Genomic DNA, 15,595 nt, shown 5'->3' with positions numbered 1-15,595 from the left:
TTAATCCGTTAAAATATTTTCTTTTGGCATTGTAAACTGTTTATTTTCATCGCCCAAATCCGGTAATCCGAAATAGAAATATAATGTTCTTTTAAAAGTTCCGTTCAGGTGATTTGGCTCGCTTTCTAATCCTAAAGATTCGGTTTTATCGTTAATGTTAAATGCCAAAACAGTTCCCAATGGCGGAATTGCGTCTAAAAATGAAATATTTCCGCTTGGCAGTTTCGGATACCCTTCAGCTCCGTAAATTCCGTAAAAATCAAAAAGCCTGACAAACATTTTTTCTTCTTTTGTTCCGACTGTTATTTTTCCTTCTGCAGTATCGAGTTGCATCCAGGAAACATCATCAAAATAGCCTTTAAACTCAGGATAAATCCAAGGCGACTGCCCTGTTCTTGTGGAGTTTTTTAAATTTTGCCAAACATTATAAGTCTGTCCTTGCAAACGGTTTTTCCAAACGTGATAAGGCCCTTTCCCGAGCCATTTTGCATTGATGACATAATTCTCAGGATAATCGAAACTTACGCCTGCAAATTGATAATCTCCAGAAAGCGAATATTCATAATTCAGTTCTAAAATCCCATTGGATTTGAGCTTCCAAATAATTTTATTTCCGTTTTTGAAAGTAGCTTCTATGTTTTGATTTTGTCCTTGTGCAAAAGATTTAATTGATGATAATTCCATTTTTCCGTTTACGAAAACTGGTCCGTTTCGGAATGTCATTTTCTTACTTTTTTTATCGACAATGACGGATTTTAATAAGCCGTCTTTTTTACCAATTGAAAATTCTTTTTCGTCTGTTTTTAAAATAAATAAAGAATCATTTTCAATAACCGAAACCGTATTTTCTTTGATTAAAGATTTTGAAAACTGTTTTGAAATTTCATCATTAGATTTTAATTTCCAAGACCAGGTGTAGATTTCTTTGCCGAAAGAATCGGTTGCAGTAAGTAATAAACCTTCACTTTCTTTCCAGTTTGGAGGAAGATTGAGATTAATATTTCCTTTTTCAGTCGGTTTAATATTTGGAGATTCTGCTTTTCCTTTTTGAATTATTTCAAATCCCGATTCTGACGAAAATGGTGTTTTGAACTTGACCAATTTCCAATCAAATCTACATTCATTAATATTGGTAAAATGATACCGGTTTTCAACAGGAATTGTTCCATTAAAATCATCCGGCAACGTTTTCAAATCTATTTTTACCGGACTGTAAATTTCACGAATCGCATAAAAACTGCCCTCTTTCTCACGATGCGGACCCACCACTCCATCCGGAGCGTTGATTGCGTTGACGTCAATTTGATTATTAAAATCGGTTCGTACCAAACCTTCGTCAGCAAACGCCCAGAGAAAACCGCCCGCACCTTTTTTGGAATTCCAGTGCAGTTCCCAATAATCGGCTAAAGAAGTTCCGCCACCGCCGTCATCCTGAGCGTGCAAAAATTCGGTCGGTATATAGATATTTTCACCTTCGAGGATTTTTTTTGTACTGTAATAATCTTCGTAATGATTGCAGTCGATTCCGTTGAAAGCATTTCCTGGCTTATGATGTGCGTGAATGACGGGACGGTTTGACAAATCGAATTTTGCAAATTCGGCATCCAAATCAAAATTATGTCCGCCTTCGTTTCCGTTGCTCCAGAAAATAATCGAAGGATGATTTGCATCTCTTGTAACCATTTCTTTCACGAGCTTTTTTCCTAATTCTGTGCTGTATTTTTTTTGCCAACCCGCCAGTTCATCCAAAACGTATAAACCAAGCGAATCGCAAATTTTCAAAAACGATTTGTTGGGTGGATAATGCGAACAACGAACAGCATTCATATTCATTTCTTTGATGAGCTGAACATCCATTAAATCGATATTTTCCGTAACTGCTCTACCCGTTTCAGGCCACCAGACGTGACGGTTAATCCCTTTCATTTTAATTTTTGTTCCGTTGACGAAAATTCCGTCGCCTTTGCGGATTTCAATCGTTCGGAAACCAAATTTTTCTTCAGTTTGGAAGATGCTTTTTTTGTTTTTATTTACGCTAAATCTTGCTTTGTACAAATTCGGCGTTTCTGCCGTCCAAAGTTTTGGATTTTGTATTGAAAATTGAATCTGTTTTAAAGTATCACCTTTTCCAATTTTAATCTGAGATTCTCCAACTAAGTTATTTTTAGCATCAAATAATTCAACCTTTAGATTATTAGCCGAATTAATTTCTTTTAAACTAATATTCGAACGGAAAGTTCCGTCTGCTTTAGCATCAATTGCCGTTGATGAAATGTGTTCTTTTGAATTGGCTTCCAGATAAACAGGACGGAAAATTCCGCCTAAAATCCAGTAATCGGCAAGTCGTTCTGCATTGTTGACCGATTTATCTGCCGACATTTTGGAAACTTTTACTTCAAGAATATTTTCTTTTCCAAAGATTAATTTATCCGAAATATCATATTTAAATTCATAAAAAGCACCCTGATGAATTTCGCCGGCCAATTTTCCATTAACTTTCACTTCGGTGTCGGTCATTGAACCTTCGAAAACAATGTTGATGGTTTTTCCTTTCCAGGAATTGGGAACGGTGAATTTGTGTTTGTATAATCCAGTTTCGTCGTGAAATTTGAAATTTCTTCCGTAAGTCACATAGTCCCGACCATAATTGTACGAGCCAAAACCCTGCTGTTCCCATTGGGAAGGCACATTTATTTTACTCCAACTTCCTGATCTGCGTCCAGAATTTATCCAAAAATCCCATTCTTTGGTGTGCTCAGCATCTTTCCCGCTCAGGAATTGAATTTCCGAAGATTGAGAATGCAGGAATTGCGAACACAAGCATAAGAACACGGATATTTTGGAGAAAAAACTCATTTTGCAGTAATATCAGAATCGTCTTTTTTGTCGTAAGATTGGCTTAGAGAAGCAACTTGCTCCACTTTAAGATTTTTTTGTTTTAAATTTTGAATGTTTTTCAAATTTTCCATTTCAGGCTTTAATGCTTTGATTTTAAAATTCTCGAACGTAAAATCTTTTAAATCAAACAAATCTGATTTTTCAATGGAAAACGCCGTTTCGCAACTTAAATCGATGTTTTTAACTGTAATATTATTCGCCAAACCTTTTCTCGGTCTTGCTTCACCTTTTAAATCAAAAAACTGATTCCATCCTTTTACATAAATAAAGGTTTTTACGTTTCCTTTAATATTGTCAACAGTAAGATATTCGTAATGTTGAGGCGTATCGGGACGCATTTTTAAGTGTAGCAATCTTGATGCATCTTTCACGGTAGAATTTCTTAAAATTACATTGTAATTGTGAATCGATTCACTTCCACAAGTCAAAACCGAGTGGCAAAATCCGAAATTGTTGTCTTCAATCAAAATATTTCTGTTTTCTCCGTTGTTTGGATCAACATCGGCTTTCGGACCTTTCCCCCCTTTTAATGCAATTGCATCGTCATTTACCGACATATAACAATTTTTAATAAGAAAATTCGTGCAGGCATCGATATCTACGGCATCTGTACTTGGTGCTTTTACTGGTTCTTTCGGGGCTACAATTGTCAGATTTAACAATTTAACAAAATGAGATTTGTAATAATGTGTGCTCCAGAACGGCGAATTTTTGACGGTAATTCCTTCAATCTGAATATTTTTTGAGTTTGAAACATAGATAATTCTCGGTCTCATTTCATCCATATTGGTGCATTTAGGATTCCATTCGCGTCTTTTCCAGAATGATTTCCAGAAACGAAGTCCGTTTCCGTCGAGTGTACCTTTTCCTGAAATCGTGAAACCGTCCAATCCGTCTGCATTAATTAAAGCCGGAAAATATTTTACGGTTTGACCTTCCATTCTGGTTGTCATTACCGGAAAATCGTTGATATCATCGCTTCCTTTTAATTTTGCTCCATTTTCTAAATATAGATGCGTTCCCTGTTTAAAGAAAACTGAACTGATTAGGAAAGTTCCTTTTGGTACGATGACAACTCCGCCTCCATTTTTCGCAGCTAAATCGATAATCTCCTGAAGCTTTTTGGTCTGAAGAACCGTACTGTCATTCTTTATCCCATTTTCAGTAATGATGTATTTTTTTCCTAATTTACTGATGTCGGTTGGTTTGTTTTCTTTGAACCATTTCGGAATGGCTGTTCCGTCCGGGAATTTATCCTGGCTTTTTAATTCCGAAAAAGAAAAGAACAATGAAAAAGCTAAGAAAAGCTTTGATATATTTTGAAATGTCATAATCGATTTTGTATAGCTAATAAACGAAAATAAAAATAGAGTTTTTGGCAATTTGAAGCATCCTGCTCTTTCATGTTGGGAATTTTAAACTAAAAAAAACAATTTAAAATATAAATCCCTTCAAATAGCTTTGAAAGGATTTATTAATATAATATGAATGAAATTTAAGTAGATTATTCAAAAATTATTTTAAAATTACTGTTCAGAGCTTCACCGGAAACATTCAGGATGTAGTTACCAGGTATTTTTGTGTTGGCGATATTCAGCTTGAAAATACCATTTCCATCAGCATTGATTTTTTCTTTCATCATAATTTTCCCGCTCATATCGAGTACTGTAGCGGTAAGATCTGATCTTTTATAATCCGGTAGTTTGATGAAAAGCTGGTCTTTAACGGGATTCGGATATACTGTTCCCGCATTTTTACTGATGCTGAATTCTGCATTTCCTAAGACTGCCTGATTGTATAAAGCATTTATTTCCGTAGAAGTTAGAGCATAGTTATACATTTTAAGCTCGTCAAAAGCACCTTTATACGGAGCGGAAGCATTAGCGGTTGATAAAAATTCCAGCTCGCCGATATTTCCGAGCACTAAATCACTTGGTTCACCGATGCCTGTAACCGCAGTTTCGTCTCCTTCACTGCTAAGAACGCCGTTTGTATAAATTCTCATTTTATGCGCAGCAATATCTCTCTGGATCACCACGTGAACCCAATTGCCTGTAAAATAATTGGCGATCGGTGAAGTGATTTCTTTTTTCGTAATGTCATCATCAATCGCATATCTAAGCTGACCGCCTTTAATTTCTATATTAAAACGTTTTCCTGTTGCACCTGTCGTCGTATTTTTAGTAAATGATCCTTTACACAACACATAAAGACTCGTGGAAGACGACGACGGAATCATGGTTGTCGGTGCTTTCATCCAGAAAGAAACCGTAAAAGAGTTATTATTGAATAAAATCTGTTCCTGATGCGGAATACTTGCGATATACATATTATTTGATGCTGTTGCAAAATCCAGTGCATTATTTTCTTTACCCGGTATTCTTACACTGCTGTTATCAAAGGCAGTATCTAAAACTCCGTGATTGGCAAATGAGCTTATATCTGCGATCTGTGCTCCTGTAGCTGGTGCTTCTGAGAATGGCCAGTTCCCAACAAGAATTGGAGTGAGTGCACGGAATTTCCAAACATCTCCTGTAGTTGTACCAAGATTATTTACCGCATCAATTCTCCAATAATAATCTGTTGATGTGTTTAAATTGTTAAGTTGATATGAAGGTGTCGCACTGTAAGTCACTGTTCCAACATTAACTAAATTCTGAGGATCTGTTCCTAAATAGACAGAATATGTGGTTGTGTTTGTACTTCCTGACCATTTTAACGATAAATTACCGTTTGTAAGCTCTACCTGATTATTCATATTTGCAGGAACAGGATTTGTTGCTTTTGTAGGCGCAGACGGAATTGGCGGAGTAGTAATTGAAGCATTTGAAGTATAAACAGATGACTCTGTAGCATTTATAGCTTTTACCCTGTAATAATATTGGGTATTGGGCGTTAATCCCGAATCGTTATAACTTGTTGTATCAGCCTGAAGTGTTGCAATTACGGTAAAATTTGTTCCATCACCTGAACGTTCAACGATATAGTTGGTTTCATTATTTGCATTATCCAACCAATTCACTGTTAAAGAACTTAAAGGGGGAACCGGAGTGGAAACGGCATTGGTAAAATTCAGATTGGTTGGCGGGATGATAAAAGCAGGAGGTGTGCTGTTTGGCAAACTGTTGATGTAAACCTCGATATTCAGATACTGAGCATGAGCTGTACTCACTGCCAAAGCATCAAAAACATTTGGATTCAATCCATTTGCAGTTTCCCATGCATCGGGCATACCATCATTATCTGTATCCAGCGGAGCCGGAGCGCCATAAATATGTCCTGCTCCGCCATTGGTAAACCCAAACTGAGTTGTAAGATCACTTTGTATATATACATAAGTTGCTGTTGTTCCTTTAGACATCAGATCTGAAACCATCAACTGATCTACCTGATCACGCTTTGGGAAAGAAGCTCCTACTTTTGCAACAATATTATCGAACGCAGCCTGAGCGGTTAACACAGGATTTTTCATCGGATAATCATAAGCTGTTGACTGTATTGCTGTTAAATCTCCTACAGGATAACCTGTTAAATCCTGAGGAACTAAAGCTCCGTCTAAGATTCCGTTTTTATTATTATCAAAATAATTTCCTTCGCCGTATAAATTGAAATTAGCATTTCCTACACTGAACGGTGTAGAAACTGTACTGCTTGTATTGGGACCTCCAATAAAATAATTGTTGATGATATTAGCATATGATGCACCCGCCGAATCTCCACCCATAATGTATGCTTCACCGGATTGCGTGTGTCCATAAGTATTTCCGTAATTTCCCCAGTTGTATACGACGTTGTTTACAAATTCGTTAATTCCTTTTATTTTATTATTTCTGGTTTTATTGCATATATATAAATTTCCGATCAGACTGACTTTTCCGCCTGTAGGAGGCTGAATTAGTCCACCTGCTGAATGATTATGACGATGCAATCCCTGTCCGATAATAGAATTCTGAATGGTGATATTATCCGGGCTTGTTCCGTTATTGTCCCAATTAATAGAAAATACCTCATCCGTACCCCAACTGAAAGTCATGTGATCTAGAATGATGTTTGCGCCGTTTGCAATTCCGGAAGCATCCTGATTCTGAGAAGTTCCACCATAACGAAGACGAAGAAATCTTGCGATCGTGTTGTTGGCTCCAGAAAAAGATACTCTTGGTCCTAAAAACAAAACACCTTCTCCGGGAGCGGTTTGTCCTGCAATGGTTGTATTGCTTGATACCGCTACTACGGATTGTAAATTGATAATTCCTCCGACTTTAAAAATAACAAATCTGCCCGGTTGGCTTACTGCGTCACGAAATGAACCGGGACCGCTGTCATTTAAATTCGTAACCAAATAAATTTGTGGATTCGCAGCCCCTCTTGCTCCTGTTGTAAATCTTCCGAAACCCGTAGCTTCAGGAAAAGCGAGCGTCTGAGCGTGTAATTCTGCAGTGGAAAATACTAATCCACAAAACAGCAAAGATTTGAGAACTTTACCAGATAGTAGTGATTTTTTCATAATATTAATTTTGTGTTAACTAATCTAACAACAAACGTAAAGTGCAGCATCCTGCCCCATCCTGTCTACACATTAGAGATCAACATATTACAACAAAAACACAGGTAAAAAGGTGATTTATCGACCTATTGAATAATTCAGAAGATAAAAATTAGGGTACAATTTCTTACGAAGAAGCCTTTGTAAATAAAAATTTAAGCAAAAAAAATCTCACAATAAATGCAAGAAATCATTAAAATAAGAAATTTAGCTAAATTTATTTATCGAATGTCACTTTAAAAAGCTTTTTGAGAATTAAGAATAAAACAATACAATACTTATTATTTATAAAAAACATATTCCATTATATATACTTTCAGACAACATTATTATCTATAAAAACCACCTTCTTAATATATTTTAAAAGTGAAAAATATTTTATTCTAATATACCTCATGACCCATTTTTTATTTTAGCTAAATGGTTACAAATAGTGTACCACTGTTTTTATCTCATCCTGGGATTTGAAGTTTAAGCCAACTTAAAATAGCGTTGTCAATTCATAAATCATTGATAAAAGATTAAATATTAATTAGTTTTAACTGTTTGCGTAGGGCTATAGCCAAAATATTTTTTGAATGCATATGAAAAATGCGACAGATCTTCAAACCCAAGATCAATAAAAATATCGGATGCTAATTTTTCTTTTTCTTTGATCAAAAAGTGAGCTTCATCCAGTCGTTTTTGAAGAATCCATTTGTGGGGTGAAGTGTGAAATGTTTTTTCAAAATCTCTTTTAAAAGTTGCCAAACTTCTTCCTGTAAGATATGCGAAACGTTCAAGATGAACATTGTAACGATAATTTTGAATCATAAAAGACTCCAAATCAATTTTATACGGCTCAGAAAAATTAAAAAGAATATTTTTGAGTTCCGGTTGAGACTGCAACAAAATAAGTATGAGTTCTTTTATTTTCAGATCGAAAAGAAGTTTATTATTAAAACTGTCACTTTGAATGATACTTTTTAAAGAAATAAAAAAACTCTCAATCAGTTCATTAATTGTAATGGAAACAAGCGGTTTCGTCTCTTCAAAAAGTTCGGACGTGAAGTTGTATTCTTTTGCAGCATTTCTAAGATTTTCTTCGCTCAGATAAATATTCATGCTCTCAAAAACTCCATTTTGGGGTGGATATTTTACAAATTTCACGAGCTGGTTTTTACGGATCAGGTTCAGATGCCCTTCTTCAGCAAGATATGTTTTTTTACCATCTGCCAATGCAAAACTTCCCGACAACTGATACGAAATTGTATGTTGAGGAACAAAATTTTCACCTTTCCTGCTGATTTCGTGATAACAGGTATACAGAATGTCTGATTTTTCGCTCATGATTTTAATAATAAACGATAAAACGCTATCGTTGAGATAACGCTTTATCAAATTTACACATTATTACTTTAGAATAGCTTTTGTTTCTAAATAAGGCATTAATCCGTATTCACCGTATTCCCGACCAACTCCCGATTGTTTAAAACCACCAAACGGAACCATCGGATCATGACGGAATCCGTTGATGCAAATTCTTCCTGCATCTATTTTTGAAGCTACCTTTTCTGCTCTTTCAGGATCTGCCGAACTGATATAAGCTGCCAAACCATAGGGAGTATCATTGGCAATTTTTATCGCATCTTCTTCATCTTTGTAAGGAATAATACATAGAACAGGGCCGAAAATTTCTTCCTGAGCAATTCTCATTTCGTTTTTTACATTGGTAAAAATAGTTGCTTGCACAAAATTTCCAGCTTCTAGTCCTTTTGGTTTTCCCAGACCGCCAGTTAATATGTTTGCGCCTTCATCAATTCCTATTTTAATATAATTCTGAACCCTTTCAAATTGTTTTACGCTCACCATAGGTCCGATGTTGGTTTCTTCATGATCCGGTAAACCTACAATGATTTTTTCGGCTACAGATTTTGCAATTACATTCACCTCATCAAGTTTATTCTGAGGAACTAAAAGTCTGGTCGGAGCAATACAGGCTTGTCCGCTATTCATGTAGGCTCCATAAATTGCCATCGGAATTACCTGATGCAGATCTGCATCATCCAGAATAATATTTGGAGATTTCCCACCCAGTTCTAAGGTGACACGCTTCATAGTATCGACTGCATTTTTAGCAATTAATTTTCCTACAGCCGTTGATCCGGTAAAAGAAATTTTAGTAATATCGGGATTGTTAGTTAATTCTGTTCCTACAACATTTCCGAGCCCGGTCACAAAATTCACGACTCCTTCTGGTAAACCTGCATTGTGAAATGCATCCATCAGAACCTGTGTTTGCAAACTGCTCATTTCGCTTGGTTTTATGACAACAGTACATCCTGCTGCAATTGCCGTCGCTACTTTGCTTGTTATGGAACTGTTGCTTGCATTCCAAGGAGTAATAATGGCAACTACACCAACCGGTTGTAATTTTATAGTTGAAGAATTGATATTTCTTGTAAATTCAAAAATCTGAAGAACATCAATCATGCTGTCGAACCAACTTTCGGTGTGTTGATTACTCATTGTTACAAACTGTCTAGTTCCACCGTATTCTTCAATCATAACTTCAATAAGTTCCTCCTTTTTCTCATTCACCGCTTCTTTCAGTTTTTCAAGATAATGAATGCGTTCAGAAATAGTGGTTTTTGAGAATGTTTTGAAAGCTTCTTTTGCTGCAGCAACCGCTTTTTGGGTATCAACTTCATCAGCGAGCGTTACTTCACCAATTTTTTGATTATTGGAAGGATTAATGAGATCGAAAATTTCCGTTCCTTGTGGTGTTACAAATTCACCATTAATGTAAATTTTATTTACCTTTTTCATTTTATTTAATTTTAATAAAACAAAGGTAAAGCAGGCACAATTCTTTCACTTTGTAAAAAAGCTCAATCTCCTTTGTAAAAGAGCTCAGATATAAGTACAATATCGGCTAAAGAAAATATTATAGTTGGTAAGTTTTAAACTCAATAAAAATTTATTAAAACAAAAAGTTATTCCGAGGTTGCCGATAAAATCAGTTTCCTCAGAATAACTTTTATCATTAAATAAGATTAAATCCTGCGATTATGATCTGTTATTTTACTGCTGCTTTTGTTTTTTCAGATTCCATTAAATGATGCTCAAGAGCAGGAATCGTTTTTTGTGCAAAAGATTTTAATGAAATTTCAGTTCCATCCGCAGCTTGTTTTTTGAAATCTGCAATCGTCGTTTTATGATCGTTGACCATCATATCGGTATATTTACGATCAAAATCAGCTCCTTTTTTGGCTTTCAGATCATCATATGCTTTCTGCTTTTCTGCATCTAAACCTGTTGGTAACTGATAACTTACTTTCGCAGCCCAGCTTTTAAGCTCGTCATTAGCTTTTGTATGATCTTTTACCATCATTTCGCCAAAAGTTTTTACTTTTTCGTTTGTTGAATTTGTAGCGGCAAGCTGTCCTGCCATTACTTCCATCATACCTCCTTTGGCAGCTGCATCTGCAAATTTTTTGTCCTGATCACTTAGTGTTGACTGTGTTTCTGTCCTATTAGAAACCGAAGTAGAATCATTTGTCATCATTCCTGTATCTGCAGGTGTGGTCATAGAAGAGCTGTCTGTTGTTGAATCAACGTTGGTTGTGTCGGTTTTTTTGCAAGCAACAATGGCTGCAAACGCCAGAATGCTTAAGATTGAATTTTTCATATTATTATTTAAAATGGTTTTGGTGAAATGCAAATTTTGCATTATCGTAGCAGTAACAATTTATCTGCCAAATCGTTAGAAAAAAATTACAATCGTATAAGATGTGGTACAATTTTACAGAAATATCGGGAAGCGGCTATTTTTCTTCAGAAATTATAAAATCATACAATTTATTAAACAAAAATCTTTCTGTTAACAATCTTCAGCGCACCTTCTTTCTCAAGTTTCTTTACTGTTCTGATTACTGTTTCAACTCTTAATGCAGTGAGGGAAGCCAATTGCTGTCTCGTTAGAGGGATTTCATAAGAGAATTTCTCTGTTTTGCCAGTATAACTTTTATAATAATCTAAAGCGCCCTGTACACGAACATCAGGACGCAATGAAGAGTTATTTTCCAGCATAATATATTTATAATACAGCCTTTCTGACAGAAATTTATTGATATCACGCGAAACAGCAGGGTTTTCATCCAGCATTTTCTCAAAACTCAATTTTGGAAGTTTTATCACTGTACATTTTTCAAAAGTGATGGCATTCACCGGATACGTTTTGTCGATAAATAAAAGCAATTCACAAACACTGAGCCCTTTATCTAAAATGGCAAAAATAAGCTCCTTGCCGTCTTCATTATAATTATTCAGCTTAATTCTTCCTTCCAGCACCTGATAGTAATATTTAGGAACGTCTCCTTCATTAAAGATTACATGAGAAGGTTCAAAATCTTCAGTTTCAGCCCCGTATTTTTTTAAGAGTTCCGGTGATATAAGCATAATAATAATTTTTATGGTTTGTTAAGAATTATTTGTAAATGGTAGATCATATTTTGCAACAATTATTCCATTACCTCAATAAAAGCTTTAGATTAAATGACAATGATGAATAATAAAAAAACCTGCTGTAAAAAACAGCAGGCTGGATAAATTATTTAATCTGAATTTAAATTAAGTCAAATTAATTAATTACTTTTTGCAGGTGGTTTGATAATCGTTCAGTATATTAATGATGCCTTCTTTTGTTTTGGTATCATATTTTGAAAAATCCAAACCAGGACAGCTTACATAATCATCAAAAATTTTCTTTGTTTTTTCGGGTTTTCTCTTTCCAAAGCCTCCTTTTTCACCAAGATAAATAGCTTTAGACTGGTTGGCTAATTTCAGATAATAATATTGAGGATTTTTAACATGATTTAAAACATAATTCCCATCATTTTCAGATTGAATTTCAAAGAATTGGCTTTCTCCGAATACGCTCAGCTGTGATCCACTGTTGTTTCCTGTCCCGGAATCTTCTGAGCCCTGAGTTCCTAAAAAGCACCTTTCACCAGCACAAAATTTCACTCCGTCTTTTGCTTTAAAGAATTCGTCTTTACCATTTACATTCAAAACAACAGTTCCGCCATAATTTGTTATATCTGCTATACCTTTTTCTCTTCCAAGCTTTGCATTGATTGATTCAAACTCTATGGTAATACTACCTTCTTTTTTATCACCTGCTTTATCAATTACATAACCGGAAATATTATAAATATTTTTTGAGTCGCTTTTGGCATTGTTTTCTGCAGTTTGGCTTTTCTCATCAAAGAAACCTTCTACTGTGTTTTTCATGTCTCCTAAAGCATATCCGTTGGCAACCAATTTTTTCACCATTCTATCTGCCATTTTATCTTCAGATAATGGACCACCGAAATTATTGTTGGTCACTAAAATCTCAGCTTGTTTATTATCATAAGTAATAACTTTCAATCCGTTTTTACTATTATATGTATCATTGTTTGTACAATTCAATTTAGCAATCCTAATCTTATTATTCTCATAAACGCTGTATTCATAATTAAGAACAATATTGTTTCCTGTATTGACTCTTTGGATAAAACCTAATAAGACTTTATTTTTATCCCAAATTTTACCTGCATTGTCAATACGTATTCCTATTTCGTTAGTTATTTTATCTTCTTTATCACTTGTTTCTTGCTGCATTATTTTCGTTTTTGCTCTACCTTCTGTTAAAGAACGATCATTCGTCTGAAAAAATTCGTTTACTTTTGCTTCATTAATACCGTCTAACGTAATAAGACCTTGCGCTAAAGCATTTCTGACAAGTATTTTCCCCATATTTAAACTAAAGGTAGTATCCGAAAATTCAACTTCCTTTACGTTGCCATTTTCACCTTTAAATTCTACCCATCCTTTTTCAGTAGTATCACCATTAAACATTTGGGCGGAAAATTGTGGTTTCCCATTAAGGTCACTGAAACTGTAAACCCTTCCTTTGTCACTTACTTTTGCCACTGCTTTATCATCCAAAAGCAGCTCTCCTTTTTTTATTTTTATTTCCTGTGAAAATGTAGAAATAGTCATAAAAATTGTGAAAATTAAGAATAATCTTGTGTTCATCATTTGTTGTTTTTTGTTTTAATATTATTTTATTTTTTTCTAAGACTAATTGCTGGTAAAACATTTATATTTTCAGCGTTTAGATGAAGAATACTACTAATTCAAAATGAAAATAGATCTGAATATGAATTGGGATAAATAGCAGTAAGTAATTTGCTGTTTTTTATGCTGTTCGATAATCGAATAGAGTCAGTAATATTCAAATTTCTGGACATAATTTTGCCACAGAAAAAGAACAAAATAACTATACAGATAGCTAAATTTTTTTTCATGAATTTTTATTGTGTTGCCGCAAAATTATAAAAATTATTTAAAACAATAAACTATTTATATTAAATTAAAGTAATATATAATAATTTTATCATTAATAATTATCATATTTTTAAAAATAAAATAAAATGAAATATGAGTTTTTTCATCATTTTATTGAATATTTAATAATACAAGTTCGCTTCAAAATAACAGTATTTAAATTAAAATAGATTAGTAGAATAGCCTATTAGATTTAATAAATTCATCATAATTTTATTTAATCGTAATGATTTTTTTTTCTGAACTAATGATTTAAAATTTTAGATTCTTCCAGTCATCTAAAAAGCAAAGCAAATTCAAAAATCATTAATAAAAATATTTCCGACACCTCAAGAGCAGGATACTTTATTAAGATACCCATAGTAACTTAGCTGTAAATCAATTTGATGCAAAAATTGAATCTTTGATCTCTTTAGATTTTTTTTAAATAATTAGGTATGCTTAGAAAATTATATTTGTCCATCATCTTATTAAGTTCAGGTTGTGGATTATTTCAAGCCCAACAATTGGCTTTTCCCGGAGCGGAAGGTTTTGGGCGTTTTGCTACAGGCGGTCGTGGTGGTAGTGTTTATCATGTAACCAATCTTAATGATTCAGGAGCGGGTTCATTCAGAGATGCAGTAAGTCAAAGCGGGAGAACAATTGTTTTTGATGTTGCCGGAGTCATTAAAATTAAAGAAAAGATTTCTGCTGCACCCGAAATTACGATCGCAGGTCAGACCGCGCCCGGAAACGGCATTACCGTCTATGGTAACGGTGTATCTTTTAGTGGCAACAGTATTATAAGATATATGCGCTTCCGGGGAAGCATTAATATGCCGAAAGGTGCATGTACTGTTGTAGCAGATGATTTGAAAGATATTATATTTGATCATGTTTCTATTGAATGGGGAAGATGGGATAATCTGCATATCAAAAACAGCACAAATATTACCTTACAATACTGTCTTGTTGGAGAAAGTATAGATCCTCAGCGTTTCGGAGCTCTTCTGGAAAATCCTGTAGATATTACCGTACATCACAGTTTGTGGACTGGAAACCAAAGCAGGAATCCGAAAGCAAAAGCAAAGATCGAATACCTTAATAATGTAGTCTACAACTGGGGAAAAAGCGCTTTCGTGGGGGGACATTCTGCTACAGACCATTACCAGGATATTGTGGGAAATTACTTTATTGCCGGACCCAGTTCAACGGATGAGTTTTTAAGCATGTTCAGTGCTACAGATCATGTTTACCATAAAGATAATTATGCCGATCTCAATAAAGATGGCAAAGTAAACGGTCGATTGATTACCGATGAAGATTTCATAAAACAAACCGCAACATTGGTAAAAGAACCATCGGCTATCTCAAGAAGCAATGTTAAGATCAATGCTGCTGCAGATTCCTGGAAAGTGGTCATGAAAGAAGCCGGTAGTTCCTTAAAACGGGATGCGATTGATAAGAGAATCATCAGTTATTTTAAAAGTCTTGGCAAAAAAGGTCAGATTTTTAAAACTGAAGCAGCTGCCGGTGGACAACCAGAAGTAAAACCACAGATTTCAAAACTAAAAGATTCAGATGGTGATGGCATACCCGATAAATGGGAAACGAAAAACAAACTCAATACAAACGATGCATCCGATGCAAAAACCATAACCATAACGGGTTATACCAATCTGGAAAACTATATCAATAGCTTGGCAAATAATATTTAGTAGTTAGATTCAAATCCACTCACAAATTAGGAGTGGATTTTTTATTTTATTTAATTATTAAAATTTAAATATTGATAAAACA

General features: G+C 34.6%; 9 protein-coding genes. 1 reads left to right on the top strand and 8 read right to left on the bottom strand.

The features are described from left to right. The 8 genes from BA768_RS20400 to BA768_RS20365 form a co-directional block, all read right to left on the bottom strand. Nucleotides 1-2,856 carry a glycoside hydrolase family 2 protein gene (locus BA768_RS20400; protein WP_065722224.1) on the bottom strand — a complete coding sequence of 952 codons (2,856 nt, stop codon included), beginning with the start codon at nucleotides 2,854-2,856 and terminating at the stop codon, nucleotides 1-3. Further along, nucleotides 2,853-4,229, bottom strand: coding sequence for a glycoside hydrolase family 28 protein (locus tag BA768_RS20395; protein ID WP_065722223.1), 1,377 nt, complete (start codon nucleotides 4,227-4,229; stop codon nucleotides 2,853-2,855). The genes BA768_RS20400 and BA768_RS20395 overlap by 4 nt, the downstream gene beginning before the upstream one ends. Before the next feature lie 173 nt (nucleotides 4,230-4,402). Further along, nucleotides 4,403-7,402, bottom strand: a complete 3,000-nt coding sequence (locus BA768_RS20390) for a LamG-like jellyroll fold domain-containing protein (RefSeq protein WP_065722222.1) — start codon at nucleotides 7,400-7,402, stop codon at nucleotides 4,403-4,405. 567 nt (nucleotides 7,403-7,969) lie between these two features. Continuing rightward, nucleotides 7,970-8,770 (bottom strand): helix-turn-helix domain-containing protein, encoded by an 801-nt coding sequence (locus BA768_RS20385; RefSeq protein ID WP_065722221.1) that lies wholly within the window; start codon nucleotides 8,768-8,770, stop codon nucleotides 7,970-7,972. 63 nt (nucleotides 8,771-8,833) lie between these two features. After that, nucleotides 8,834-10,249, bottom strand: a complete 1,416-nt coding sequence (locus BA768_RS20380) for an aldehyde dehydrogenase family protein (RefSeq protein ID WP_065722220.1) — start codon at nucleotides 10,247-10,249, stop codon at nucleotides 8,834-8,836. Nucleotides 10,250-10,499: 250 nt separating this feature from the next. Continuing rightward, entirely contained in the window at nucleotides 10,500-11,111 is a 612-nt protein-coding gene (locus tag BA768_RS20375) for a DUF4142 domain-containing protein (RefSeq protein ID WP_065722294.1), read from the bottom strand. A 173-nt stretch (nucleotides 11,112-11,284) separates the two neighbouring features. After that, complete coding sequence (locus tag BA768_RS20370) at nucleotides 11,285-11,881, bottom strand: Crp/Fnr family transcriptional regulator (RefSeq protein ID WP_065722219.1); 597 nt, start codon at nucleotides 11,879-11,881, stop codon at nucleotides 11,285-11,287. Between the two features lie 189 nt (nucleotides 11,882-12,070). Further along, complete coding sequence (locus tag BA768_RS20365) at nucleotides 12,071-13,504, bottom strand: hypothetical protein (RefSeq protein WP_165601811.1); 1,434 nt, start codon at nucleotides 13,502-13,504, stop codon at nucleotides 12,071-12,073. A gap of 749 nt (nucleotides 13,505-14,253) precedes the next feature. On the opposite strand from BA768_RS20365, the gene BA768_RS20360 reads away from it, so the two are divergent. After that, a complete protein-coding gene (locus BA768_RS20360) occupies nucleotides 14,254-15,513 on the top strand; it encodes a polysaccharide lyase family 1 protein (RefSeq protein ID WP_065722217.1) in 1,260 nt (419 codons plus the stop codon). Nucleotides 15,514-15,595: the final 82 nt, after the last annotated feature.

The organism is Chryseobacterium sp. CBo1, from assembly GCF_001693475.1.
GTDB lineage: Bacteria > Bacteroidota > Bacteroidia > Flavobacteriales > Weeksellaceae > Chryseobacterium > Chryseobacterium formosense.
This window is presented reverse-complemented; position numbering and strand designations above follow the sequence as displayed.

Bases quoted from the DNA above. Each gene is read 5' to 3' on its own strand.
- BA768_RS20365 (WP_165601811.1), bottom strand. From the start codon at position 13,504: ATGAACACAAGATTATTCTTAATTTTCACAATTTTTATGACTATTTCT.
- BA768_RS20360 (WP_065722217.1), top strand. From the start codon at position 14,254: ATGCTTAGAAAATTATATTTGTCCATCATCTTATTAAGTTCAGGTTGT.
- BA768_RS20400 (WP_065722224.1), bottom strand. From the start codon at position 2,856: ATGAGTTTTTTCTCCAAAATATCCGTGTTCTTATGCTTGTGTTCGCAA.
- BA768_RS20380 (WP_065722220.1), bottom strand. From the start codon at position 10,249: ATGAAAAAGGTAAATAAAATTTACATTAATGGTGAATTTGTAACACCA.
- BA768_RS20395 (WP_065722223.1), bottom strand. From the start codon at position 4,229: ATGACATTTCAAAATATATCAAAGCTTTTCTTAGCTTTTTCATTGTTC.
- BA768_RS20375 (WP_065722294.1), bottom strand. From the start codon at position 11,111: ATGAAAAATTCAATCTTAAGCATTCTGGCGTTTGCAGCCATTGTTGCT.
- BA768_RS20370 (WP_065722219.1), bottom strand. From the start codon at position 11,881: ATGCTTATATCACCGGAACTCTTAAAAAAATACGGGGCTGAAACTGAA.
- BA768_RS20390 (WP_065722222.1), bottom strand. From the start codon at position 7,402: ATGAAAAAATCACTACTATCTGGTAAAGTTCTCAAATCTTTGCTGTTT.
- BA768_RS20385 (WP_065722221.1), bottom strand. From the start codon at position 8,770: ATGAGCGAAAAATCAGACATTCTGTATACCTGTTATCACGAAATCAGC.